Origin of the sequence: Amycolatopsis sp. BJA-103 (assembly GCF_002849735.1) — a bacterium.
Lineage (GTDB): Bacteria > Actinomycetota > Actinomycetes > Mycobacteriales > Pseudonocardiaceae > Amycolatopsis.
The window spans coordinates 7,477,743-7,500,812 of sequence record NZ_CP017780.1; the positions used below are offsets into that span (position 1 = coordinate 7,477,743).

Here is a 23,070-nt window from a genome sequence, read left to right on the forward strand (position 1 = left end):
TCTAGCGGAGTCTTTAGTTCGATAGAACGAATTAGTTTCTAAGAGATTCGATGGGGTGAACGATATGGCGAAGGTACTGGTCGCCGGCGGGGGTATCGCGGGCACGATCACGGCGATCGCACTGCACGAGACGGGTCACGAGCCGGTGATCCACGAGGCGTACGACCGGACCGCCGAGGGCGTCGGCGCGTTCCTGACGCTCGCGGTGAACGGCCTCGACGCGCTGGCACCGCTGGGCCTGAAAGAGCTGGTCAAGGACCTGGGGTTCGACACGCCGCGGATCAAAATGCACCTGGGGAACGGGCGCGAGGTGGCGGATTTCGCGCTCGGCGGGCGCCTGGAAGACGGCACCGCGAGCCAGACCGTGCTGCGCTCAGATCTGTACGTCGCCCTTCGCGACGAAGCGGTGAGACGCGGGATCGAAGTCCGCTACGGCAAACGTTTGGCAGACGCGCGAGAGACCGCTTCCGGCGTGCTCGCGACGTTCGAGGACGGTTCGTCGTCCGAGGGCGACCTGCTGGTCGGCGCGGACGGGCTCAGGTCGCGAGTGCGGGAAATCATCGACCCGCGGGCGCCCTCGCCGCGCTACGTGCCGTTGCTGAACACCGGCGGGCTGGCCGAGGGCCTGCGGCTGGACGACGAACCCGGCGTCATGCACATGACCTTCGGCAAACGGCTGTTCTTCGCGCACGTCGTCCATCCGGACGGCGGCGTCTGGTGGTTCGCCAACGTCCCCCGTAAGCAGGAGCCGTCCGCCTCCGACCTCACCGCGACGACCGGCCGGCGCGAGGACCTGATCCGGCAACTCGCGGTGGACCGCACCCCGGCCGTCGAGATCGTGCGCGCGACGCGGGAGATCTACCGGCCGTGGGCGACCTACGACTTCCCGACCGTGCCGACCTGGCGGACGGACCGGATGGTCATCATCGGCGACGCCGCCCACGCGACCTCACCGGCGGCGGGCCAAGGCGCCGCGATGGCCATCGAGGACGCCGTCACGCTGGCGCGCTGCCTGCGTGACGTGCCCTCGATCCCGAAGGCTCTCGCCGCCTACGAAGGACTACGACGAGAGCGCGTCGAGGCCGTCGTCGAGCGCGGGAAGCGCAACGGCGACGCGAAGGCGGTCGGGCCCGTCGGACGGGTGATCCGGGACTTCTTCATCGCGCGGGCGTTCAAGAACCCGCCGAAGGAGGATCCGAACGCCTTCATGTGGCAGCACCGGATCGACTGGGAAGCCCCGGTGAGCTGACTCGCTTCTCCCCTTCGGCGGGTTTCCGTCAGCGCTCGACAGATATCACCGCCAGGTGTCCACGCGGTGGAAGTTCTTGTACGCGCGGCTCGGGGTCGGTCCGCGCTGCCCCTGGTAGCGCGAGCCCGCCTCGTTCGAGCCGTACGGGAACTCCGCGGCGCTGGACAGGCGGAAGATGCAGAGCTGGCCGATCTTCATCCCCGGCCAGAGCGTGATCGGCAGGTTGGCCACGTTGGACAGCTCCAGCGTGATGTGGCCGGAGAAGCCGGGGTCGATGAAGCCCGCGGTGGAGTGCGTGAGCAGCCCGAGGCGACCGAGGGAGGACTTGCCCTCCAGACGGCCGGCGAGGTCGTCGGCCAGCGTGACGGTCTCGTACGTGGAGCCGAGCACGAACTCGCCGGGGTGGAGCACGAAGGGGTCTTCGCCCTCCTTCTCGACCAGCGACGTCAGCTCATCCTGCTGGAGCTGCGGGTCGATATGCGTGTACTTGCTGTTGTCGAACACGCGGAAGAAGCGGTCGAGGCGCACGTCGATGCTCGACGGCTGGACCATCGTCGGGTCGAACGGGTCGACGCCGAGACGGCCGGCGTCGAGCTCTTTACGGAGGTCACGGTCGCTGAGGAGCACGCGATCAGCGTAGTCAAGCGGCCTTCATGTGCCTGCCGTAGGTGGGGTCGAGCCGGAAGACCTTGGTGACCTGCCGGAGGTAGTGGCGCCGCCCGGCCGCTCCGATCAGTTCCTGGAGGGCCGTCGCCCCGGGCACCACCCGCCGGACCGTCTCGGCGGCGAAGTTGACTCCAGCCACCGCGACCACGGCCGCCTGCGCGATCGGATCGTCGGGCAGCTCCAGGAAGTCGGCGTTGGACTTGCCGAGGAGAAGCCTGCTGATCGCCCCGTGCCCCGCGACCGACATGTGGGCGAGGACTTTGCCGAGCGCGCCCCGGCCCTCTCCGATCCCGGCATGGGACTTCATGAGCGCCGCGGCGAGCCGCTTGGAGTCGTCGTCGGGGATGAACTCGGTGGTGGCGAGCAGCCACAGCAGACGCCAGGCGTCTTCCTCGCCGGCGGGCAGGAGTTCCTCGTCGACCCCCATCAGCCAACCGACGTAACGCCAAAGGTGCAGGATGTCGGCGCGCTCGCGGTCGCTGTAGCGGAGCCCGAGCAACTGCGTGCCGAAGACGTAGACGAGAGAGAAGAGCAGGAGCGTGCCCGCGGTCTGGACCTGGTTGACCGGCCTGTCCCAGGCGGCGTAATCCCAGTCCTTGCGGCGATTCATGGCCGCGCGGACGTGCGCGTGCACCACCCGCACCCGCAACGCGGACTCGTACCCGCGCCCGCCGGACACCAGCGCGCCCGGCGTGGTCACGTGAATCCACCAGGTCGCCGTCTCGACGAGCCGTTGCGCCGCCTTGTACTCGATCTCACCGGTGCCGACGAGCGACTTCGTCGCGCGCGACGCGAGATACCCGCCCATCAGCGAAACGTCACCGAGCGGGAAGAGGCCGAGCAACCCGGCACGCGTGATCGCCCGCGCCCCGCGATCGAGGCGATCCTGGTCGACCCAGTACGGCATCGCCTCGACGTTGCGAAAGAAGGCTTCGAGCTCCTCCGGCGTCTCCTCGACACTGTCGATGCCGTGCTTCAGTGCTTGCTCGAACTGTCCTTGGGCGCCGTTTCGCAGCAACGGCACCAACACGTCGGCCGCCGGGTCCTCCCGCTGCGCGAACTTCCGCAGCCGGGCCACCTGGCGCTCGTCACCCCGGATGTCGCCCTCGATGAACAACTTCGACGCGACCCGGAACCCACCTTGCCGGAACAGCTCGGGGTCAGGCAGCCTCTCGCCCATCCGGATCACCTCCGATGTAGACAACAAGTGTTGTCACTTGAAGGTGGCGACGTCAAGGTGGGCGGGGGCTTGGCAGGGAGAGATCCGGACCATGTATGCTGGCCGAGCACTGCGGATGTAGTTCAATGGTAGAACATCAGCTTCCCAAGCTGAATACGCGGGTTCGATTCCCGTCATCCGCTCTCCTGCGAAAGCCCCAGGTCAGTGGATGTCCACTTAGGACCTGGGGCTTTCGCTTTATCCGGCCGATCTTCTGGCTGGGCCATTAATGGGCCATTAGCCGACCGGTACCGGCTGACCGCTCAGACCGTCGTCATCGTCGTCCGTGCCGCCCTTCCGGTGCTGGTCGACGAGCTTCGAGAGCCGATCAGCGATCCGTTCGTCGGCGTCGCTGGTCGCGCGCTGGTAGATCAGCGCCGCCCGCATGTCGTCATGCCCCATCCGCGCCATGAGGTCTTTGGTCGACGTGCCCGCCTTCGACGCCCAGATGTTTCCGGCGTGCCGGAGGTCATGGAAGTGCAGGCCCTTGAGCCCCATCTTCGCCACGACCTCCGTCCACTTGGTCCGCTGACTGAAGTTCGGGCGCCGCACGGGGTTGCCCGCACGCTCACCGGTGAACAGCAGCGCGTCGTGATCCGGCTTCACGAACGCGTTGAGGTGCTTCACCACGTCCCGCCGAATCGCCGCCGGAACGATCAGCGTCCGCACTCCTGCCCGCGACTTCGGCGGACCGACGATCAGCCCACGACCCGGAACCTCGACCAGCGCCCGCGAGATCCGAACCCAGCTCCCATCCTCCGCGACGTCGCACCGCCGCAAAGCCGACACCTCACCCCAACGAAGGGACGCGAACGCGGCCAGCAGCACGAGTGCCCGAAACCGCTCCGGCATCTGCCCAGCCAGATCGAATACCTGTGGAACGGTGACAATCGGCCGCTCAGCCGGGTTCTCCTTATCGGCACCCCGTACCCGGCAGGGGTTCCGCTGCAAGATCTTGTCCTCGTCGACCGCGGTAGTCAGGATCGCCCGCAGCAGCCTGTACGCCTTGGCAGTGACCGACTCCGACACTCCCGCCGCCAGCCGATCCGCACGCCATTGCCGAACGATCGCCGTCGACAACTTGCCCAGTTCGACGCCGCCGAGATCCGCTTCGATGTGCTTCCGCAGAAGCCACCGGTACAACTCGACCGTGCGCGGACGGAGGCCAGGCCGCTGTGTAATCCACTGGTCTGCGTAGTTCCCAAGCGTGACTTTCGCCCGCTCAGGGTCGATCCATTCGCCTTTGATGATCTGCGTTTCGGTCACTGACAACCACTGTTCGGCCGCGCGCTTGCTGGCGAACGTCGTCGGAGCGTTCCGCATCTGGCCGTCCGGTCCCGGATAGCGCGCCTGCCACTTCCCCGATGCTCGTTGCCGGACATTGCCGAAACCCCGGCGTCCTCGCTTACTCGCCATGTCAGGCCGCCCTTCCGAGGTCCCGGATCACCGACGCCCGCGTGATCGGCTCGACCCGACCGGCCTGGATGAACTCCTCAAGATCAGCGACCGCGAACCGCACGTGTACGCCGACCTTGTGGAACGCCACGCGCCGCTCCGCGATCAACCGCCTCACGAACCGGACGCGCGTGTTCAGGTACTCGGCTGCTTCTTCGACTGTCAGATAGTTCTTTCCCACGGTTTCGCCCCCAGTTCCTAAGCTGCCAGCGGAGTTGCCGAAAGATCTGGCGGACTCTGCGCGGCGAGTAATGCCTTGTCGTACTCGGCTTTCCACGTGATCCGTTCCGAGATCGCGTGCATCACCAGGTGGTCCCGAGGTGGCACATTGGCGTCGCCCGCGTCGACCTTGCGCCAGACGAGCCGAGCCGGGTCCGGTGCTGGTTTCTCGATCCCGACCGCCGCCAGCGCCTCCAGGACGAACGCCTTCCGGTCCGCCTTGTGGTCGACGAGCGTCTTGCCGGACCACTTCCGCGACACCAGCACTCGCCGCCCCGGCAGGCCGAGCGTGGTCCGCCCATGCGCCCGTCCTTTGCAGTGCCCTGGCGTGGTCTTTCCGTTGGCGCCCTTGGGATTGATCCCGTAGAGCAACCACACCGAGGCGAGCACGGTGTCACCGACAGCTCCGCGTGCAACCGGTCGCGGTGATCCTTCTGCCGCGCGGTGTCGGCTTCCACGACTTCACCGGTGGATTTGGTGAGGTACTTGGTCAGGTAGCCGATGTGCCGCCCGGCCTCTTCCGTGCCGCCGAGGATGCCCTTGGAGTGGACTTGGCGGCCGAAGATGACCACGTGCGCCGGGTCTTCCACGGCTTCGACCGCGTCGTCCCAGTCGGTCAGTGGTTCGCGGGTGTCAGGGTCGACGAAGACCCTGCGGTCGCCGTCCCACAGTGGCATCCGGTCGACGTAGACGACCTGGTCGTGTGCAGGCCACCAGACCTGGTGATAGGTCGCTTCGGTGACCTGTCGGATCACGTCGTGCGGCACCGATCCCCGGACAGCCGCATGGAGATGCGGAGCCGCCCGCCGCTGCGGTTCGACGGTGGCGAAGTACTGCGCGTCCCAGCCGACCAGGCGCCGCAGGTTCTGCCACCAGCGATCCACCAACGCGGAGAAGTGCACGGCATCCCGAGCCGCCCGCCGATAGTCATACGTCGACGGGTTCACCGGCGAGCCATCCGACCGCACCGGGCCGTAGGTGTCGCAGGTAAGCGTGATGAACATCGAGGGCCGGAACTCCCCCGCGTACGCCCTGCCGAGCGTGGTCTTGGCGACCTTCCGCCGAGGCAGGTTCGGAGCATCCTGCCGCCGCTTCGTCGACCGCTTCACCGCCCGCTTCGTCGGCAGGTCAATCGACGGGAGACGACCGCGCATCCCCAGTTGCCGAAGTTCTTCGTCGATTCCCTTGATCTCGTCCCTCAGCTCCTCCGCTTCCGCCTGGTTCGTCTCTTCCCGGTACGCCGCCACGAGGTCAGCCCGGAACGCCAGCAGCTCCGTTTGCGTTTCTGACGGTGACTCAGAGGTGAAGTCCGGTTCGGTGTCGATATGCCAGCCCTCGCGGCACTGAGCCTGTCGCAGCGCCTTTGCCTTGCGTGCACAGGGCAGGCAGACCGATTCGACGGTGGAGCCGCACGGGACGGGGATGTAGCGGAGTTCTCCGGTGTCGGTGTCTCCGACCTCCATCGTGAACGGCCGGACGCATACGCCGTGCTTCTCAGCGGTCGCTTTCACCACGTCGGAGGCGAGGGGTTCGCGCATCCGAGCGGCCCGAGAGTTGGCCGGCGGGGTCACCGCGGCTTCGTTCGTGCTCATCAGGCGGCCACCTCCCCAGGCGTGCTCCACTGCCGCAGCACGAACACCGGCATCTCCTGCCGCATCCCCGCAGGCAGGTCCGGGAAGGTCGCTTCGTAGAACTGGACACCGCCGTAGACAGCGACCGGGATGCTGCAGGGAGTCCGGCCCTGGACTTCCAAGTGCACGCTCCCGCCGTGGGGCACTCGCCAAATCGAGGCGGTCACGTTCTCCAGGGAATCCGCCCAGACGACCAGGCTCTGCGCCACGTCCGTCAGACCGTCGGTATCGAGTTGGACAGACACCGGGTCCGGGCCGAACCCGACCCGTACGGACGCAACCGGCGTAAAAGCGTAGGAGTCGAGGTGATCGCGGATCGCATCGAGGAACACCAGAACGCGGTTCACGCCGCCACCTCCTCTCCACCGCGCCGGACGGGAAGGTCGATCACGTGGGCACCGCTGTTGGTGACGTAGTTCTCCAGGGCTTTGACCGTCTCGTCCGGAACCCAGCCAGCCCGGACCCGCAACGGTTCGCGGATGCCTTCGCCCCAGATGTAGCCGACGCCAGCCGTGGACTCCTCGATGCGATTTGCCCAGGCGCCCCGTTCGTAGGCGCCATCACCGAGGACCATCCCGACGTGCGTCTTCGAAGTCACGCGCAGACACACCCGACGCGGGAACAGCTCTCGAACCGGAACGGTGTCCTTGGTCGGCTCCTGCACATACCCGCGCACCGTGTAGCCGAGCGCCCGGCCCTGCGTCGTCAGAATCGCCACCCGTTCGATGATCGCTTCGCGGGTCTTGCGATCGGTGTACTTGGTCAGTGCGCCGATCTCGTCGAACTCCAGAACTTCCAAGGGGTGGTCGGTGGAGATCGGGACATTGCGGGTGTGTCCGGCGAACTCGCGCTTACGGGATTCGAGGCCGTCGAGCAGGTCGTCCAGGACCTCGATCGCTTCCTTGCCCGCAACCCCGTAGCGAGCGAAGATCCCACGCCCGTAGGCGAGTTCCATCCCCTTCGGGTCGATGCCCGAGACTCGCACCGTTCCGGCCCGGATCGCCGAGGCGGCCGAGACCAGCGGGGACCACATGACGGAGTTCTTTCCGGCTCCGGTGGCTCCTGCGACGAGCATGTGCGCGCCGGGACCGGTCAGCGGTAGCCGCCAGTCCTGCCCGTATTCGGTTCGTCCGGCGAACACTCGCCGCAGATCCACGGTGTCGACGGCCACCAGGTCGGGCAGCTCCGCGCACTCCACCGGCGCGGCGAGCAGGTCACGGCGCTGAAAGTCCAGCGAGACGACGTTGGGTTCCAGCTCCCGCACCTGGCAACGCGTGACCTTGCGGGCGACAGCGAGAGCACGGGCGGCGTCGTCGAAGTCCTCCGGCTTCTGACCAGCCACCAGCCGGACCCGGACCTCATCCCACGACGGCCCCGACTTCACCCCCAGCACCTTCGGCACCTGCACCGCAGCACTACTACCCGCAGCGCGAGAGACCGCCTTGCGGCGACGGCCGACCAAGTTGACCGTCACTTCCACCGGCACGGTGCCGTCAGAGATGGACAGGCCGCAGGCGTGCAGCCAGCCGGGCAGTTTCCGGGCGTAGGTGAACCAGCGCAGCCACCACGCCCGCAGGAACCGGCCACAGCACCGGTCGAACGACACCAGGTCGAACAGCCGCCAGGCCAGCAGCATCACCGCGACCGAGCCCACCGTTATGGCCAGCGACGGCCAGCCGAGCCACTGCCACCAGGCCGCCGCAGCAAGGACGCCGAGACTGGTCCGCCAGTGCGTGAAGACTTGCTTTCCCAGCCACACCAACAGCTTCACGGCCGACCACAGGGCAATAAAGACCACAGCAGCGGCGGCGAGGACTTCCGCGATCGTGGCGAGCGCGCGGCCGAGCTTGTGCAGCAGCCACACCACCACGCCCAGCACCCCGCCACCGACGAGGAGAAGACCGATTCCGTTCGCGTTCATCGGCGACCACCGCCGGTCAGATCCAGCGGCAGCATTCCCCGGCAGGGAGCACATTCCTTCTCGCCGGGCAGCAGCTTCGCGAACCGCTTACAGACTGTGCAGCGCGTTCGGGTGACCCCGTCTAGCGCACGCTTGTCGCCATCGTTTAGCGTTGTCATTGTTCACTTCCAGAGGTTGTGGACAGCGCAGAACCGGCGAGGTTTCCTAGGCCAGTTACCGGTTCTGCGCCTTACGGGACTTGCAAAGCGCGTGAAGACGTGTTTGTACGCCGCACGTCCCCACGCGCGTTTTTCGCTCTGTCATTCAGTTTCTAGCTGGCTTGCGACTTCCCCTTCTGGATCTGCGCGGCCACCTCCTCGGCCTTCCGCTCCTCATAGCCCACCCAGTAACGAAGTTCGTGGTGATGCCCTCGGTCCACATCGGACACCGCTCGATACATGCGCGCGTTGGCCTGGTGGAACTTCAGCCACGTCTCCAGGTTCGACCCCGGCTTCGGCCTGCGGGCCGAGGCGACCGCGTGCGCGTCCCGGAGGGTTTGGGGGTCATTCCGGCCGGGTGTCGTCATCGCGCGCCGCCTGATGCTTGGCGAGGAAGACGGCCAGTTCGTCCGCGCTGTCGCGGATTTGGCGAAGGAGCCGGATGAACTCCGGCCACTCGGCCGGGTCGGACGGCGGCAGGATCGCCAGGCTGTCCGGGTCCAGGTAGATCACCAGAGCGGGGCTCGCCGAACCATTGCCCTGCATCCCCGCGACCGCCTGCCGTCCCGGCTTCCACATCGCGTTGAACGCCACGGACCTGCCCTTCCTCGCTGTAAGCACGGATCTCCCAGGACCGCGCGTTCTCCTCGAACCCCTCGGCCGCCGCCGACACCGCCGCCAGCACCCACCACGGCAACTGACCCTGAGTCGCCAGCTCCCGCCACGCAGACGCCACCGCCCAGGAAGCGACGGCCATGTCATGCGCCGCCAAGGCATCCCCACCTTGTGCGGTCCGTTGCGTCATCGCGCTGTAATGGCGATACGCCGTCTCCCAGCTCTGGACCAGGTGCGGTGGAACCACGGCCACGCCCTGACTGCCAGGCACCCGGCCCGTCATCACGCCGCCTTGGGCGTGGACTCGGCAGTGTTGGAGGCACGGCCCGACTTGGATGCGCCACCCGATGCGGCAGCCTTGAAACCGGTCGCGCGGAATACGTAGGACTGGTACTTGAACTCGCCCTGGCCAGCCACCTTCGGCTCAGCCGTCAGGCCCTCCAGCTCGATCGGCCGCATACCCGGCAGCACCTCCGACGTGGTCGGCACTGGCTGCACATCGGCCAGGAACGTGACGTCGTAAGACGCGCGCTTGGAGTTGGTCTCGCTCGGGTCGGTGACCGTGGCCTTCCACTGCCGCTTGCCCGTCACTTCGTCGACCCGCTGACGAACAGGTCGGCCTGCGGAGCGGTCTTCCCGCGACTGGTACTCGTTGTCCGGCGCGACCTCTCCGACCATCACCAGCCCCAGCGGGAACGCGGCATCAAAGTCGATCTCGAAACGGTGTCCCTTGGCGATCGCCATGTCGTCTGTCTCCTGTCGTCTCTGGAGCCCTACCGGGCTTGCACCTGTTAGAGGTAGTTCTATTAAGCGCTTCGCTGTGCCGGTTGTCAATAGAACTATCTCTATCGGGCTCCGTAGGCCATGATGGGGTGATACCGCTAGCGTTATCGACCGACGAAGGAGGACCAGGTGGGCACTGGCTACCGCGAGCTGGCCGCGATCCTGCGAGACGCGATCCAGCGGGGCGACTACGCCCCGGACACCACGCTGCCCAAGCAAGACGAACTTGCCGACGAGTACGACGTCAACGTCAACACCGTTCGCAAGGCCGTTGGGGTCCTCGAAGCCGAAGGGCTGGTCACGCCGATCAGACGACGCGGGACAGTCGTTCGTGCACGCCCGCCCATGAAGCGCCTGGGCAAGGATCGGTACGCGAAGAGCAAGTGGAAGTACGGCGATACCGTCGCCTTCGTCGCAGACCGTGAAGCGTCCGGCCGAGACTGGAAGCCGACCGACCAGACGCAGACCGTCGCCAAGATCGAAGCTGACCGAGAGGTCGCCGACGCCCTCGGCGTCATCGTCGGATCACCGGTCTACGAGCGGGCACGACTGGTCAAGGACGCCGGCCAGCCCACCCACGTGCTCACCAGCTACTACCGGCCCGCCGACGTCGAAGGCACGCCCATCGTCGACCCAACCCCCGGCCCAGCCGGACGAGGCGGCGGGTTTCTGGTCCTCACCCTGCAAGGTCTTGAGCCGGACACCATGACCGAGACCTTCTACGCGCGGATGCCGACGCCCGACGAGGCCGAACAGCTCGAACTGCCCGCAGGCGAACCCGTCATGGTCCTGCAACGCCGCACGTACACCGAGGACGGCCGCGTCGTCGAGTTCGCACGTGGCGTGCACGCCGCAAGCCGTTTCTCCTGGACCTACACTTTCAAGATCCCCGACTGACCCCGGAGACCACATGCCCGAGCGCTCGACCAACCTGCCGGACGATCTTCGCGCCGACGTCCAGGCGCTCTGGGACTACCACGACATGCACCACGAACTCCGGCCCGCAGACGTGGGGATCGGACTCGGAAGCCACGATCTCGGGGTCGCCACCTTCACCGCGGAACTGTTCCACGCCGGAATGTTCCCGCTCATCGTCTTCACCGGAGCCAACGCGCCGACGACAGTCGAACGGTTCCCGCGCGGCGAGGCCGTCCACTACCGCGAACACGCGCTTGAGCTGGACGTCCCCGACGCCGCCATCCTGGTGGAGCCCGAGGCGCGGAACACCGGGGACAACATCACGCTCACTCGCGCACTGCTGGACTCTCGCGGCGTCGAGGTCGGGTCGGTCGTCCTCATCTCGCGGCCGTACCAGCAGCGACGCGCATACGCGACCTGCAAGAAGCTCTGGCCCGAGGTAGACGTCATGTGCGCTTCGCGACCGCTCCCGCTGGACGAGTACATCGAGAGCATCGGCGACGTGGACCGCGTCATCAACATGCTTGTCGGCGACACCCAGCGCATCACCGTCTACGCCGAACGCGGTTTTGCCATACATCAGGAGCTTCCAGGTGAAGTGGTGCGCGCTTTCTCTCGCCTAGCCCAGGCAGGCTTTACAGAGCGCCTGATATAGCAGGCGGAACGAAGTCACTTCGAATCCCTAATTCGCTTCAGGAAGCGTTTCAACACTTCCTCCAGCTCCGCAGGGTCAGCCAGCGCCTCAACGCTAACTCGGTCCACAAATGATATTCCAGCATCACGATAAAGGTGATCACTGGAAGTATCATGCGAACGGCGAACATTGTGATGCGGACCATCAATCTCCAGGACGCCTGTACGCCCCTTATATGTGACAACAAAATCTGGTTCTCGTGTATGCCCGAGGATTCGTCCGCGAGGGAGGGGGAAAATTGCGATTGTGTCACCCGCAGGAAAGAAGTCTTCCTGCAAACTCTTCAACTTCCGGTACACCTGCAGTTCACCAGGGTTTGTGAAGTACAGACCGTCTTCAAACCAGCGTGGCGCCTGCTCTCGGACCACGCGGGCTTGATTAGTCTTCCTCTGCCCTCGAAGAACTTCTACGAGCTGACTCCTCCAGCCGTAAGAAATCTCAGGAAATACCTCACGAAACTCAACCCACTCAAGGTCGAAACCCTTTCTTGAAACGACTTCTTGAAAGGTTTCCGAGATAGTATCCCTATGCTTCGCGAATTCCGGTTCGTGTTCAGGCTCATACTCGACCCACAATTTACGCAACTCACGGTTGTAATCGTAGTAAAATTCACCTCAGTCCGATGAATCTTCAACATTGCCAGCGCGGCTTCTTTGAATCCTCGACGAATCAGAATCTGCGAGGTCAACGTCAAGGCCTCGTCAACCATTCGCGCATCCTTCACCTCAGAAGGAACCGAATTGTCTCCTTCCATTTGAGAATAGGTGCGAGGATCGGATTCGAAAGATTCAGGCCCACTCAAAACGCTCCCCGTTCGTTTTCGCCAAACTTGTTAGCTTCACCAACTACAGACTTATGCAACGCAACATATTGATCATTAGACCATTTGGCGTCGCGGATAATCCCCAATATGACGCCACGCGGAACAAGCGCGATATCAACTGGCACTGCGATCTTCTGGTCCAGTTTCACCCATATTGCATGACCGTCGTGGTCCTTGCGATATTCCCAACCATCCGAGGCGAGCATTCTGCCCAAGTCGTAGGGAGTAGTCGGGGGCTGAGCCGCAAGAGAAAGACCGAAGTGCCGAACCATGTCATGCAGCCGAGCGACGTCCTCTGTACGTCGCACAGCAGCATCATCGTCGACACGCTTCCTCAACGCTTCCGTGATTGCCTTCTCCGCAAGCACAATAGGGGCAACTAGCAACGCAGCCGAACCGAGTTGGACCATAACTGACTGCGCGTAGGTGCCGTCCGCAACCCAGGCGGCGCCTAGAAGCAGGCCGAGTCCCAGGCCAAGCACAGTCCACGCCCACACGGGCATCACCTTCACCCTCCCAGTATCCCTTGTCGGTCCGATGTCGCGGTACACCACTTCAACCTGCTTAGGCTGCCGAAATCGCGAGGCGACAACCTGGGACTGGGGACGCCTGCCGAACTTGGCTCTATGGGATCAAGGCGCCGCCGTTGGCGGCGCGCGGGTCACCACCCGTCCGGCGGGCTACGCCCAGAGGCGACGCCGGCCTACCGCTCCGCTCTCGGCAGGCGCCGCCGGGCGAGCCCGCCGCAGGGCAGCACCCGCAGCGCGCCACCAACGACGACGGAGACCCAGGAGCAACACGGCCAGATCACCCGACCCACCTGGCCCACGTGGAGTGGTCACCAGGGGATCCCTCGCTTCTCAGCGTCTAACACCGGCCCGCCCGCATCAAGGCGGGACAGATGCCTTGACACGACCGAACCGGCGCTAGAAGCAGCAGGGACGAGGGAAACGGGGGAGAACAGGCACAAAGACGCAGGTAGAGACAGGGAGCGTTGGGCCATTCAGAGGGGTCAACCAAGGTCAATCGCAGCCACCCCGAGCAAGCGCCGCCCGCAGGTCAGGGTCACTTTCCAGCATGATCACCCTGGTTCCCAAGCTGAATACGCGGGTTCGATTCCCGTCATCCGCTCTCAAGCGAAAGCCCCAGGTCAGTGGATGTCCACTTAGGACCTGGGGCTTTCGCTTTGCCTGGCCGCTGGTTCCCGCGTGCCATTAATGGGCCATTAGCAGGCCGGGACCGGTTGGCCGTTCAAGAGCGGCGCGCAAGCACGCCGCTGTCCACCTGACCAGTAGAACGAAGAGGCTAGCCCGGCCACTTGAGGTTCGTCGGCCTACTCGGCGCCGTCGCAGCCGGGCCACCACGCAGGCGTTCCTCCGCTACCGGTATCAGCTCTACCGCCCGACGAGGCAACGACGGATGCCAAACGAATGCTCCTCGACCGCACGCGCCGTCAGTGCGATCGCAGTCGTCCCGCTTCCGGCATGCCAAAGCTCTTGTCCTTCGAGATCTTCAACGGTTTCCACTGCCAGAAAGTGCGCGAGAACGTGGCGATCGTTTAGAACCACGCACGCGTCCTGCCAGAGTCGCGCCAGCACCGGTCGCCGTGAGCTGATCTTGACCTAAAGATTCCCTATGGCACATAGTTTCTCAGGGCGAACACTACCTGAATAGTCCACTTAGGACATGAGCTTTCGCTATTGTCCAACGACTCAGTGGACGCGCAGGACAGGTCGCTGCCACATTCAGGGCAACAAGGTGAACGCGGGAATATGCTTTGGCTTGACGACAGAGAAATGGCGCGTATCGAGCGTCGCCACACGTGTCACGCCGAGCCGCTCCGCGAGTGCGATGACGCAAGCATCGGCAGTCCCCAATGGGAGGTCGGCGTACTTCTCCACCAGATCGGCAGCCCTCGCGATGTCGGCGAGCATCATGGACTCGACGGTATAGAGCCCATCTGCGACGTCGCGAAGGAAATCGGCCTCTGCTGAAGAGCCGGCACGCGAGCCGAGCATGTAGCCGATCTCCACCAACAGCGGCTCCGGCAGGATCAGCGGTTCGAGCGTCGAGGCAAGGAGTTCTGTGCAGCGTTCGTGGTCATCGTCGCGCCGGTTGCCCATGGCGACCACGACCCCGGTGTCGACCAGGATCACGCCGACTTACTCGATCCACCGCCGAGTTCATGACGGGCCAATTCCTTGGAACGCCGACCGAGATCGTGCTCGCCGTCGAACACACCTACTGTCCGAAAGCGTCGACGTGGCGTCTCAGTGTCCGGTTGCGCGTCGGCCAGTTGCCTGAGTGCTGTCAGTGCGGCGGACACCCGCTCATCAGGGACGGCCTCGAGGAGGCGGCGAGCCTCCTCGCGAGGTGCAACCGGATCTGGGCTTTCGCCAGTCGTCATACCCCCATCCTAGCCTCAATCATGCGCGCCACCTGTGAACACCACATATGCGCGACCGGCCAGAGTGAAGACTATTCGCAGGTCAGGGCCATTTTCCAACAAGATCGCCCGATGGAGTCCCGGGTCAATCGGGTTGGGGACCCCTCCCCACTGCCCCCACCTACCTTCTGCACCGTGCGGAGAAAATCGAGCGACAGCACCGCGGCGGCCTTGCTGCTCCTTCTGGCGGGGTCGCTGCTACTCCCACTCCTGATGGTCGGCGTGATCTTCCTCCTCGTCGGCCTGAACGCGGGCAGTGGCCCGGGGCCGTACACCGTCGTTTTCGCCAAGGCGGGCGACGAATGCGAGACGATCGGGCAGTACCTCGACGCGTCCTCGGGCGAGCCGCTGAGATGCATCGGTCCTGGAGGATTCCGGACGTCCTCGATCGACTTCCCCGGGTTCTCTCGTGAGCAGAACGACGAGGTACGCCGCTGGCTGACGACGTTGCTGGAGGACGGCGATCTGAGCGTCTTCGACCAGCGTGCGATCCAGGGCAGGGTCGAGGGGATCGCGGCTGAATTGCCGCCCGGAACACGGGTCGAGCGGAAGTCCGGCACGACGGAGATCTGGATCGGCGCGGGCTTGACGGGCGCCGGACTGCTCTTGGGCTCCGGCTTCGCCTGGCGGTGGTTTCAGAACCGCCGGAACGGTTTTTAGCCGCAGAGCGGCAAACTGTCCAGGTTGTTCCGCAAGGTCGCGTCGGCCGCGGACTTCAGCGTGCCGACACCGCAGGTGCATGCCCATTTCCGTACATAGGCTTTGCGGCCGTCGGCGTCGGTGAAGTACCGATCGCCGTTGTCCATCGACGTGTAGACGTCGTCGACCCGCAACACATCGCCGCCGCGGCCGACGGCCAGGATGTGGCCACCGGCGGTGCAACCGGTCTGGACGGTGCAGACGATCTCGTACTCGGCCATCCGAACTCCTCGGGTCGCAGAAGAAAGTCGGGCGAGGCGGAGTGGTTGTTACGGGTAGCGTGCGGGACATGGAAATCCGGGGGTTCACCGACGACGACTGGGGCCAGGTGTGGCCGATCGTGCGCGAGGTCGTGCGCGCCGCGGACACGTACACCTACGACCCGGATCTCACCGAGGAAGACGCTCGCAAGACCTGGGTCGAGACGCCGCCGGGCCGGACGGTGGTCGCGGTCGAGGGCGGCAGGGTGCTCGGCACGGCCAAGATGAGTCCGAACCGCGCCGGGCCCGGATCGCATGTGTCGACGGCCAGTTTCATGGTCGACAAGGACGTTCGCGGCAAGGGGATCGGCGGTGCGCTGTGCGCGGACGCCCTGGCCTGGGCCAGGGAACAGGGTTTCGCGGGGATGCAGTTCAACTCGGTCGCCGAGTCGAACGCGGCCGGGATCCGGGTCTACGAGCGGCTCGGGTTCGAGATCATCGGAACGGTGCCGGGCGCGTTCGAGCACCCGACGCTGGGGCGCATCGGGCTGCACGTCATGTACTGCGACTTCGGCGTCTAGCCTTCGACGAGTTCCCACGGGGCGTCGGCGCTCGGACGGTCGTAGACCTGGCCGGGCGCTGCGCTCAGGACGAGGGCGACGTCCGGGTAGAGCGTGACGGCGTGCTCCATCTCCAGGGCTTCGACCTCGAAATCCTCGTCCTCCGGCACCTGGAAGCCGACGAGCAGCCAGCTGCCGTCGGCCTCGCGCACGACCTGGCGTACGGCGCGGACCGGGGCGGCGGGGTCGGTGGAGATCTCGGCGAGTTCGGTGCTCACCTGGACTTCTTCCAGCGGCGAGCCCGGGTGCGTCCACGCGGCGAGGCGGGCGGCGCGCACGAGGAGGTCTTCGTCGTCGTCATCCGAGTCGGCGACCGAGCTCAGCAGCCACGCGCGCCGTTCCGGGTCCCAGTCGGCGGCCATGCCGGTGGGGAGGGCGGCGAGGGCGGCGATTTCGGGGATGAGGTCGACCGCGTCCTTCAGGGGCAGCGCGCCGAAAGCGTCGCGGTTGAGTTCCATGTCCTCGGAGAACTCGTTGCCGTCGCTGATGAACCAGTCACCGTCGTCGTCGAGTACGACGAACGCGAGGTTCGACGGGTCCTCCACCAGCGACCGGGAGATGATGACCGGCGACTCCGGATCTTGACGCATCGGCCAGTTCTCGCTCGACATGCTGGGCTCCCAACGGGGTTGTCCGGCTGTGGGGCACCATCCCACCATCTCCGGGGTTCCCGCCGCGCACCGGCTCAGCGGAAGTACCGGCGGTACCCCTCGGCCAGGGCTTCGAATCCGCACGCCTCGCAGTCTTCTCGCTTGGCGAGGTCGATCACCAGATGGCGAGACCTCGTTCGACGGGCAACGGCGGATCATTCGCTGAGGTCGTACTCGTCGACGTCCAGCGCGGCGGCGGCTTCGGTGAGGAACGCGAGCACGGCCGGCGAGAGGTGCCAGCCGAATTCCTCGTCACCGTCCCGGTGATGGAAGTAGCGCACCACCTGCAGCACCGCGCTCACCCCCTCGTCCACCAGCTTCCGGATGCCCGGGCGGACCGGCGCGAGCCTGCCGATCACGCTCTCTATCTGGTCGTCGACCGGTCCCGAACCGCGATGCGTCACCTTCCAGGTGTGCATCCGCGGTAACCGGTGTTCCGCGGACCGCGAACCCAGTACCAGGGCCTCGTCGGGCGCCATGCCGAGCCGCGCGGTGATCTCCCCGGCGGACACGGTTTCGCTCTTCAAGGCGAAGTAGCAGTACTGGTGGACCTTCATACGCCCGGCACCCTAGCTTTCGGGCAGGCTGACCAGGTGAAACGTGATCAATCGCTTATCGAACGCCTCGCGCGGGAGCGCAACGTCTGGTTGTGCACCCTCCGACGGGACGGTTCGCCGCACGTCACGCCGGTGTGGTTCGTGTATCTCGAGGACGTCTTCTGGATCGGCAGCGGCGAGCGGAACGTGAAGGTGCGCAACGTCGACAACGACCCGCGCGTCAGCCTCGCCCTCGAAGACGACGACGCCCCCGCGGTAGCCGAAGGCCTGGCGCGCGTCCATCGAGGGGACCTCCGCGAAGACGTTCTCGAGGCGCTCGCGGCGAAGTACGACGGTTGGGCGGCGGGGAGGGAGATCGAACCCTTCGGCGCCAGAGTGCTCATAGAAGTCCCCGTAAAGCGGTGGCTGCTCGAGGGGGTCGCCCAATAGTCTGGAAAGTCCGATACCGATGGGGATGGACGATGCTGACCGGTGAACTGATCCGTCTGCGACCGCTGGAGCCCGAGGACGCGGACACGCTGTGGCGCTGGAACAACGACCCGGAGGTCATGCGCTGGATGATGGCGGACCATCCTGAATCGCTCGCCCAGATCCGCGAGCGCTTCGCCAAACGGAAGCCCAACAGCTACGAGCAGGCGGACTTCGCGATCGAGAGCCTCGCCGTCGGCACGCTGATCGGCACCGCCTCCCTGCGGGACGCCACCCCGGAACAGGGCCGCGCCGAACTCGACATCTACCTCGGCGAGAAGGATCACTGGGGTGGCGGCTACGGCACCGACGCCATGCGCACGCTCTGCCGCTACGGCTTCGAGATGATGCGGCTGCACATGATCGCGCTGTGGGTCGTCGTCGACAACGAGGCCGCGATCCACATCTACAAGAAGCTCGGGTTCCAGGTGGACGGCAGGCATCGGCAGTCGTTCCGCGGCCAGAACGGCCAGTGGCACGACGAGTACCTGATGAGCCTGCTCGAAGGGGAACTCCGCTAGTCGTCCAGACCTTTCGTGAGCCTGGCGGGTGCCTTCATCCGCCAGGCCTCCTCGATGAGCTCACGCAATTGCGCCGTCTCGACCTTCTCGAGGTCGACGAGGATCGCGCCATAGCCGTCGTAATGCGGTGTGGTGAAGTACGCGGGGTCTCCGGAGGCCAGCAGGGCCTCCTTCTCCGCGTGCTCGCACAGCAGCATCAGCCCGCCCTCGGCCTCGGTGCGCAGCCGGGCGAAGTTCTTGCCCGCGACCTTGAGCGACGGCGTGCGATACGACGTCGACTCCTCGACCTCCGGCAGCCTGCCGGCCAGGTCCACGACTTCTTCCCAGGTCGTCATGGCGGACATTGTGCCCTGGGTCACTGACAAAACCACCCCCGAACGTCCGCATCGGACGCAATGAAGGGGACTTTCCTTGCAGAATTTGCCATGAAAGTCCCCTTCATTGCACGCGCGGAGGGGTTACGGCAGGGCGATGATCCGGTCCGCGGGCGGCGGAGCGATGCCCGGGTGCGCCGCGAAGTACGCGATCAGCGCGTCCAGATCCACCGGACCACCGGACAGATTGGTCCCCTGCGTGAACTCGGTGAAGCCGTCCCCGCCGGCGGCGAGGAAGTTGTTCACCGAAACGCGGTACGACGCCGCCGGGTCGATCGGCGTGCCGTCGAGCGTCAGGTTCGAGATGCGAGAACCCTGGGCGGCCGACGCCGAGAACGAGTACTTCAGCGACTTCGAGATCTGCAGGGTCCGCACGATCCCGTTCGCCTGCCACTGCTGCTCGAGCACGTTCTTCAGGTTCGCCCCGGTGAGCGTGATCGTCTGCATGATGTTCGCGAACGGCTGCACGGCGAACGCCTCGCCGTAGGTCACCACGCCGTCGCCTTCACCGGCGGGCGAGGACGCGTAGGTGAAGTCCGTGCGGATACCGCCCGGGTTCGTCATGGCGATCTGCGCGCCGTTCGACAGCGTGGCCTCGAGCTGGGCGTCGGCGATGACGTCGCCCAGCGGGGACTCGCCGGAGGCCGCGCCCTTGGCGACCAGGTCCGCGGTGATGGTGCCGACGGCCTTGTTCGCGATCGGCGCGGCCTTGACCTTGGCCTCGTCGATCAGCTTCTGCACGTCGGCGTCCGGTGTGACGTCGCGGGTGACGATCTCGTTGTGCGCCTTGGTCTCGCCGCGCACGACGTCGCGGGTCCGGCGGTCGATCTTCAGGTCCACGACGGACAGGAGACGCCCGAACGACGCGCCCTGGATCACCGGGCGCGGGTTGCCTGAGGGGTCGTTGATCACGCAGTTGTACTGCTGGTGGCTGTGCCCGGTGAAGATCGCGTCCACTTTGGACGAGACCTTCTGCGCGATCGCGGTCGCGGCACCCGGCTTGACCTTGCACTCGTCGGGTCCGGCGGTCTCGGAGTTGTCACCCTGGTGCAGCAGCACGACCTGCGCCTTGACGCCGAAGAGGTCGAGCAGCTTGGCGGTGCGGTCGATCGCCTGGACCTCTTCGCCGAACTTGAGGCCCTTGATCGCCTCCGGGGTGACGACCTGCGGCAGGTCCTTCAGCGTCGCGCCGATGACACCGATCGGGACGCCGCCGGAGAACTCGATGCTGAACGGCAGCAACGCCGGGAAGCCGTTCTCGTAGTACACGTTGGCCCCCAGGAACGGGAAGTTCGCGCCCTTGAAGGACTTCCGGAACTGGCAGCCGTCGGTCGGGTGGCAGCCGCCGTTCTGGATCCGGCGGAGCTCCTTGAGGCCCTCGTCGAATTCGTGGTTCCCCACCACGGACGCCTCGACACCGAGCAGGTTCAGCAGCTCGACGGTCGGCTCGTCGTGGAACAACGCCGAGATCACCGGCGACGCGCCGATGCTGTCACCGGCCGAAAGCACGACGGAGTTGCGCGCTTCGCCGCGAAGCCGCTTCAGGTGCGTCGCGAGGTAGGCGGCGCCGCCCGCGTTGACCGTCGCGCCACCGGGCAGCGTGACACGGCCGCTGGAGCCGGACGGCGGTTCGAGGTTGCCGTGCAGATCGTTGAACGTGACGATCCGGACGTCGGTGGTGGCCGGCGCGGCGGACGCGGGCGCGGCGACGGTGGCCAGCGCGGTCAACGCGGCACCGGTGATGACGGCCAGCCTGGTGGAAAGCTTCATTATGGGGCGCACGGCGGAGGAGTTTGCCTGGCGAACCTGACCTTCACCAGAGGAAAAAGCAGGACGATAAGCAAACGTCACATGTCACGTGAACCGTTCAGGAGCACCCGTGCCACCAGCTCGGGTTCGTCGTTCATCGGCACGTGCCCGCAGCCCGGAAGGACCAGCAGTTCCGCCTTCGGCGCGATCCGGCGCAGCTCGGCGGCCTTCGGGCGGGCGAGGATGCGGTCGTGCCGCGCCCACGCGATGGTCACCGGGACGTCCTCGACGACGCCCGCGAACCGAAAGCCGCCGCGGGCCTGTTCCAGCGTCGGCCGGAAGCCGGGGCAGCCCGCGAGCGCGCGGATGTCCTCCATGACGACCTGCGTGGTGAGCCGGTCCGGACGGCCGACGATCATCCCGGTCAGCACCGACCGGCCCGCCGGTGTCGCGGCGAGGCGCCGCGCGGTGTGCTCGGGGATCCTCTCGGCGAGCAGGCGGTGGGTGCGCAGCATGCTCAGCGCGTACCGCTGCTGCCGCGGCGTCCACAGCCCTGCCGGGGACAACGCCGTCACACTGCGGACGAGACCCGCTTCCCCGAGCGCGAGCGAGAGCAGCCCGCCGAGCGAGTTGCCCGCGACGTGCGGTTTGCCTAGGCCCAGTTCGCGGAAGAACTTCCCGAACATCTCGACAGCGGCTTCGACGCCGTAACCGCCGGAGTGCGGTGCCGATTCGCCGAAGCCGGGCAGGTCGACGGTGATGACGTCGCGGTGCGGGGTGAGCAGGCCGAGCACGGGCGACCAGGCCTGGCGCCGGTGGCCGACCCCGTGGATCAGCACCAGCGGCTCGCCCTTGCCCGCGCGGTCGAAGACGACGTTGTCCATCCCGCGAGGTTAGACTATTTACTGCTACCGGCGGTAACAGGTAAAAAAAGACGCTCACGCCTCCGGGTGACGTCGTTCGGCATCGGCTCCAGTTCCCCCGTCGCGATGAAGCCGAGTTTCAGATACAGCCGCCGCGCCCGGTCGTTGTCCTCCGCGACGTGCAGCCACACCTCCCGGGCGCCGTCGTCCTCGGCGGCCGACCGCACCTCACCCATCAGCTTCGAGCCCAATCCTTGGCCGCGGGCGTCGGGCGCGACCCACATCGAGTAGAGGATCCAGCCGTCTTCGCGCGCCCGCCCGGCGACCAGGCCGACCGGACGGCCGCCGTCGAAAGCGGCGAACCAGGCGTCTCCGGCCAGCCTCGCGAGCCACTCTTCGTCGGGCTGAGCCCGTTCGGCAGCGGCGATCGAGCCGTAGTTCTCGGGGGTGTCCGTCAGGGCACGCAGGCGGATCTCACGGAAGACGTCGAGGTCTTCGGAGGTCAGCCGTCGAACGAGCAACATCCGGGCAGAATCCCACGTCCACCGTCGCCCTGGGGAATGAATATCGCCGATCGGCCAAGATCAAGGTCGGCCACTTGGCCGATCCGGCCCCGGCCGCCGCGGCCCTTCGACCGAAGTGTCGGGACCCCCGAGATCCATAACGTCACTGTCATGACGAACGCACAGGTCACCGCCCTGCAGTACGGCTTGATCGGCTTCTTCGCGCTCTGGGCGACGGTGCTGATCCCGCAGCTGATCGTCCTGCACTCGCGCGGCCGGGTGCGCCTTCGTCCCGTCCTGACCATGGCCGCCGTGCTGCTCTACGCCACGATGACCCTGGCGGTGACCTTCCTGCCGCTGCCCGGGCCCGGCGTCAAACGACCGAGCCAGACCGTGCAGCTGCATCCGTTCCAGTGGATCACCGACATCCACACCGAACTGCTCAAGCACGGGCTGCCGATGGCCGACTGGTTCACCACCCAGACCTTCCAGCAGGCCACCATGAACGTGCTGCTGTTCGTCCCACTCGGGTTCTTCGCCAGGACGCTGTGGAAGCGCGGCCTGATCGGCACGACGCTGATCGGTCTCGCCGCTTCGCTGCTGATCGAGATCACGCAGCTGACCGCGAACTTCGGCACCGCGCCCCACGTCTACCGGATCTTCGACGTCGACGACCTGCTCAACAACACGGGTGGCGCGATGCTCGGCTGGATCGCCGGAGCCCTGCTGCTCAGCCTCGTGCGGAAGCCTGTTCCTTCAACGGTCGAACTTCAGCCCGACGTACTTGCTACCGCCGAGGGCTCATTGACGCAGCCGGTGCGCAGCGAGCGGATCGACCTCGCCCAGGTTCGCTAGTCTCGCCTGCCGTCGCTGGGCCGCGCGCCGCGCGGCCCGCCGGTCTTCCGCGACCACCAGCACGGTGGCCACCACGAAGATCAACGCGACCAGGCCGAGGATGAGCGAAAGCTGCAAAACTCCTCCTCGAAGACGACCTTGTGTGCGAGATCACAAACAGTACGCATGTCGTGCT

The 23,070-nt window shown here is 66.0% G+C and carries 29 protein-coding genes, 1 tRNA gene and 1 pseudogene; 9 read left to right on the plus strand and 22 right to left on the minus strand.

From position 1 onward, the window contains the following. Nucleotides 1–64: 64 nt before the first annotated feature. A complete protein-coding gene (locus tag BKN51_RS33385; protein WP_101611399.1) occupies nucleotides 65–1,249 on the plus strand; it encodes an FAD-dependent oxidoreductase in 1,185 nt (394 codons plus the stop codon). 45 nt (nucleotides 1,250–1,294) lie between these two features. On the opposite strand, the gene dcd is transcribed toward BKN51_RS33385, so the two are convergent. Together dcd and BKN51_RS33395 are read right to left on the minus strand one after the other, a co-directional pair. Beyond that, nucleotides 1,295–1,876 (minus strand): dCTP deaminase, encoded by a 582-nt coding sequence (dcd, locus tag BKN51_RS33390; RefSeq protein ID WP_016338162.1) that lies wholly within the window; start codon nucleotides 1,874–1,876, stop codon nucleotides 1,295–1,297. A gap of 13 nt (nucleotides 1,877–1,889) precedes the next feature. Beyond that, the gene (locus BKN51_RS33395; protein ID WP_101611400.1) at nucleotides 1,890–3,095 is read right to left on the minus strand and encodes an oxygenase MpaB family protein; all 1,206 of its coding nucleotides are present in this window, start codon (nucleotides 3,093–3,095) and stop codon (nucleotides 1,890–1,892) included. A 111-nt stretch (nucleotides 3,096–3,206) separates the two neighbouring features. On the opposite strand from BKN51_RS33395, the gene BKN51_RS33400 reads away from it, so the two are divergent. Next, nucleotides 3,207–3,277, plus strand: a tRNA-Gly gene (locus BKN51_RS33400). A 94-nt stretch (nucleotides 3,278–3,371) separates the two neighbouring features. Here the strand turns inward: BKN51_RS33400 and BKN51_RS33405 are convergent. The 8 genes and pseudogenes from BKN51_RS33405 to BKN51_RS33440 all read right to left on the minus strand — a co-directional run bounded on the left by BKN51_RS33405 (nucleotide 3,372) and on the right by BKN51_RS33440 (nucleotide 9,916). After that, entirely contained in the window at nucleotides 3,372–4,550 is a 1,179-nt protein-coding gene (locus BKN51_RS33405) for a tyrosine-type recombinase/integrase (protein ID WP_168214446.1), read from the minus strand. Nucleotide 4,551: 1 nt separating this feature from the next. Next, nucleotides 4,552–4,770, minus strand: coding sequence for a helix-turn-helix domain-containing protein (locus BKN51_RS33410; RefSeq protein ID WP_101611401.1), 219 nt, complete (start codon nucleotides 4,768–4,770; stop codon nucleotides 4,552–4,554). A 17-nt stretch (nucleotides 4,771–4,787) separates the two neighbouring features. After that, a pseudogene (locus BKN51_RS33415) lies at nucleotides 4,788–6,271 on the minus strand (replication initiator). Nucleotides 6,272–6,399: 128 nt separating this feature from the next. Then, a complete protein-coding gene (locus tag BKN51_RS33420) occupies nucleotides 6,400–6,786 on the minus strand; it encodes a hypothetical protein (protein ID WP_101611402.1) in 387 nt (128 codons plus the stop codon). Next, entirely contained in the window at nucleotides 6,783–8,360 is a 1,578-nt protein-coding gene (locus BKN51_RS33425; RefSeq protein WP_101611403.1) for an FtsK/SpoIIIE domain-containing protein, read from the minus strand. Before BKN51_RS33425 ends, BKN51_RS33420 begins: the two co-directional genes overlap by 4 nt. A gap of 310 nt (nucleotides 8,361–8,670) precedes the next feature. Beyond that, nucleotides 8,671–8,925 (minus strand): AMED_5909 family protein, encoded by a 255-nt coding sequence (locus BKN51_RS33430; protein WP_101611404.1) that lies wholly within the window; start codon nucleotides 8,923–8,925, stop codon nucleotides 8,671–8,673. Beyond that, nucleotides 8,903–9,151: a hypothetical protein gene (locus tag BKN51_RS33435; protein ID WP_101611405.1), complete on the minus strand. Its 249-nt coding sequence runs from the start codon at nucleotides 9,149–9,151 to the stop codon at nucleotides 8,903–8,905. Before BKN51_RS33435 ends, BKN51_RS33430 begins: the two co-directional genes overlap by 23 nt. A 303-nt stretch (nucleotides 9,152–9,454) precedes the next feature. After that, a complete protein-coding gene (locus BKN51_RS33440; RefSeq protein WP_101611406.1) occupies nucleotides 9,455–9,916 on the minus strand; it encodes a hypothetical protein in 462 nt (153 codons plus the stop codon). 168 nt (nucleotides 9,917–10,084) lie between these two features. Here BKN51_RS33440 and BKN51_RS33445 point away from each other — a divergent pair, with 168 nt between their 5' ends. Both BKN51_RS33445 and BKN51_RS33450 read left to right on the plus strand, forming a co-directional pair. Further along, nucleotides 10,085–10,852 carry a GntR family transcriptional regulator gene (locus BKN51_RS33445; protein ID WP_073845835.1) on the plus strand — a complete coding sequence of 256 codons (768 nt, stop codon included), beginning with the start codon at nucleotides 10,085–10,087 and terminating at the stop codon, nucleotides 10,850–10,852. A gap of 13 nt (nucleotides 10,853–10,865) precedes the next feature. Further along, the gene (locus tag BKN51_RS33450; RefSeq protein ID WP_101611407.1) at nucleotides 10,866–11,528 is read left to right on the plus strand and encodes a YdcF family protein; all 663 of its coding nucleotides are present in this window, start codon (nucleotides 10,866–10,868) and stop codon (nucleotides 11,526–11,528) included. A 14-nt stretch (nucleotides 11,529–11,542) separates the two neighbouring features. Here the strand turns inward: BKN51_RS33450 and BKN51_RS43355 are convergent, their stop codons facing one another. The 4 genes from BKN51_RS43355 to BKN51_RS33460 form a co-directional block, all read right to left on the minus strand. Next, a complete protein-coding gene (locus BKN51_RS43355; protein WP_146044296.1) occupies nucleotides 11,543–12,151 on the minus strand; it encodes a hypothetical protein in 609 nt (202 codons plus the stop codon). A 214-nt stretch (nucleotides 12,152–12,365) separates the two neighbouring features. Beyond that, on the minus strand, nucleotides 12,366–12,902 hold the full coding sequence (locus BKN51_RS43360) for a hypothetical protein (RefSeq protein WP_146044297.1): 537 nt from the start codon (nucleotides 12,900–12,902) through the stop codon (nucleotides 12,366–12,368). 1,233 nt (nucleotides 12,903–14,135) lie between these two features. Then, on the minus strand, nucleotides 14,136–14,546 hold the full coding sequence (locus tag BKN51_RS33455; protein ID WP_101611408.1) for a type II toxin-antitoxin system VapC family toxin: 411 nt from the start codon (nucleotides 14,544–14,546) through the stop codon (nucleotides 14,136–14,138). After that, the gene (locus tag BKN51_RS33460) at nucleotides 14,543–14,797 is read right to left on the minus strand and encodes a hypothetical protein (RefSeq protein ID WP_101611409.1); all 255 of its coding nucleotides are present in this window, start codon (nucleotides 14,795–14,797) and stop codon (nucleotides 14,543–14,545) included. Before BKN51_RS33460 ends, BKN51_RS33455 begins: the two co-directional genes overlap by 4 nt. A 174-nt stretch (nucleotides 14,798–14,971) precedes the next feature. Here BKN51_RS33460 and BKN51_RS33465 point away from each other — a divergent pair, with 174 nt between their 5' ends. After that, complete coding sequence (locus BKN51_RS33465; protein WP_233223043.1) at nucleotides 14,972–15,496, plus strand: hypothetical protein; 525 nt, start codon at nucleotides 14,972–14,974, stop codon at nucleotides 15,494–15,496. Here the strand turns inward: BKN51_RS33465 and BKN51_RS33470 are convergent. After that, nucleotides 15,493–15,756 (minus strand): DUF3892 domain-containing protein, encoded by a 264-nt coding sequence (locus BKN51_RS33470; RefSeq protein ID WP_101611411.1) that lies wholly within the window; start codon nucleotides 15,754–15,756, stop codon nucleotides 15,493–15,495. The two genes, BKN51_RS33465 and BKN51_RS33470, sit on opposite strands and share 4 nt — an antisense overlap. 68 nt (nucleotides 15,757–15,824) lie before the next feature. Here BKN51_RS33470 and BKN51_RS33475 point away from each other — a divergent pair, with 68 nt between their 5' ends. After that, complete coding sequence (locus BKN51_RS33475; protein WP_101611412.1) at nucleotides 15,825–16,316, plus strand: GNAT family N-acetyltransferase; 492 nt, start codon at nucleotides 15,825–15,827, stop codon at nucleotides 16,314–16,316. On the opposite strand, the gene BKN51_RS33480 is transcribed toward BKN51_RS33475, so the two are convergent. After that, a complete protein-coding gene (locus BKN51_RS33480) occupies nucleotides 16,313–16,966 on the minus strand; it encodes a hypothetical protein (protein WP_101611413.1) in 654 nt (217 codons plus the stop codon). The two genes, BKN51_RS33475 and BKN51_RS33480, sit on opposite strands and share 4 nt — an antisense overlap. Nucleotides 16,967–17,160: 194 nt before the next feature. Continuing rightward, nucleotides 17,161–17,562 carry a DUF4279 domain-containing protein gene (locus BKN51_RS33485; protein WP_101611414.1) on the minus strand — a complete coding sequence of 134 codons (402 nt, stop codon included), beginning with the start codon at nucleotides 17,560–17,562 and terminating at the stop codon, nucleotides 17,161–17,163. Between the two features lie 36 nt (nucleotides 17,563–17,598). Between BKN51_RS33485 and BKN51_RS33490 the strand changes: the two genes are divergently transcribed. Both BKN51_RS33490 and BKN51_RS33495 read left to right on the plus strand, forming a co-directional pair. Then, complete coding sequence (locus tag BKN51_RS33490) at nucleotides 17,599–17,991, plus strand: TIGR03618 family F420-dependent PPOX class oxidoreductase (RefSeq protein WP_101611415.1); 393 nt, start codon at nucleotides 17,599–17,601, stop codon at nucleotides 17,989–17,991. A 32-nt stretch (nucleotides 17,992–18,023) separates the two neighbouring features. Further along, the gene (locus BKN51_RS33495) at nucleotides 18,024–18,551 is read left to right on the plus strand and encodes a GNAT family N-acetyltransferase (RefSeq protein WP_101611416.1); all 528 of its coding nucleotides are present in this window, start codon (nucleotides 18,024–18,026) and stop codon (nucleotides 18,549–18,551) included. On the opposite strand, the gene BKN51_RS33500 is transcribed toward BKN51_RS33495, so the two are convergent. The 4 genes from BKN51_RS33500 to BKN51_RS33515 all read right to left on the minus strand — a co-directional run bounded on the left by BKN51_RS33500 (nucleotide 18,548) and on the right by BKN51_RS33515 (nucleotide 22,061). After that, nucleotides 18,548–18,886: an MmcQ/YjbR family DNA-binding protein gene (locus BKN51_RS33500; RefSeq protein WP_101613609.1), complete on the minus strand. Its 339-nt coding sequence runs from the start codon at nucleotides 18,884–18,886 to the stop codon at nucleotides 18,548–18,550. The genes BKN51_RS33495 and BKN51_RS33500 overlap by 4 nt on opposite strands. 123 nt (nucleotides 18,887–19,009) lie before the next feature. Beyond that, on the minus strand, nucleotides 19,010–20,695 hold the full coding sequence (locus BKN51_RS33505) for a bifunctional metallophosphatase/5'-nucleotidase (protein ID WP_101611417.1): 1,686 nt from the start codon (nucleotides 20,693–20,695) through the stop codon (nucleotides 19,010–19,012). A gap of 77 nt (nucleotides 20,696–20,772) precedes the next feature. Beyond that, entirely contained in the window at nucleotides 20,773–21,558 is a 786-nt protein-coding gene (locus BKN51_RS33510; RefSeq protein ID WP_101611418.1) for an alpha/beta fold hydrolase, read from the minus strand. A gap of 14 nt (nucleotides 21,559–21,572) precedes the next feature. Continuing rightward, nucleotides 21,573–22,061 carry a GNAT family N-acetyltransferase gene (locus BKN51_RS33515; protein ID WP_101611419.1) on the minus strand — a complete coding sequence of 163 codons (489 nt, stop codon included), beginning with the start codon at nucleotides 22,059–22,061 and terminating at the stop codon, nucleotides 21,573–21,575. A 150-nt stretch (nucleotides 22,062–22,211) separates the two neighbouring features. On the opposite strand from BKN51_RS33515, the gene BKN51_RS33520 reads away from it, so the two are divergent. Continuing rightward, on the plus strand, nucleotides 22,212–22,895 hold the full coding sequence (locus BKN51_RS33520; protein ID WP_101611420.1) for a VanZ family protein: 684 nt from the start codon (nucleotides 22,212–22,214) through the stop codon (nucleotides 22,893–22,895). Here the strand turns inward: BKN51_RS33520 and BKN51_RS43655 are convergent. Further along, entirely contained in the window at nucleotides 22,842–23,012 is a 171-nt protein-coding gene (locus tag BKN51_RS43655) for a hypothetical protein (protein WP_168214447.1), read from the minus strand. The two genes, BKN51_RS33520 and BKN51_RS43655, sit on opposite strands and share 54 nt — an antisense overlap. Nucleotides 23,013–23,070 lie beyond the last annotated feature (58 nt).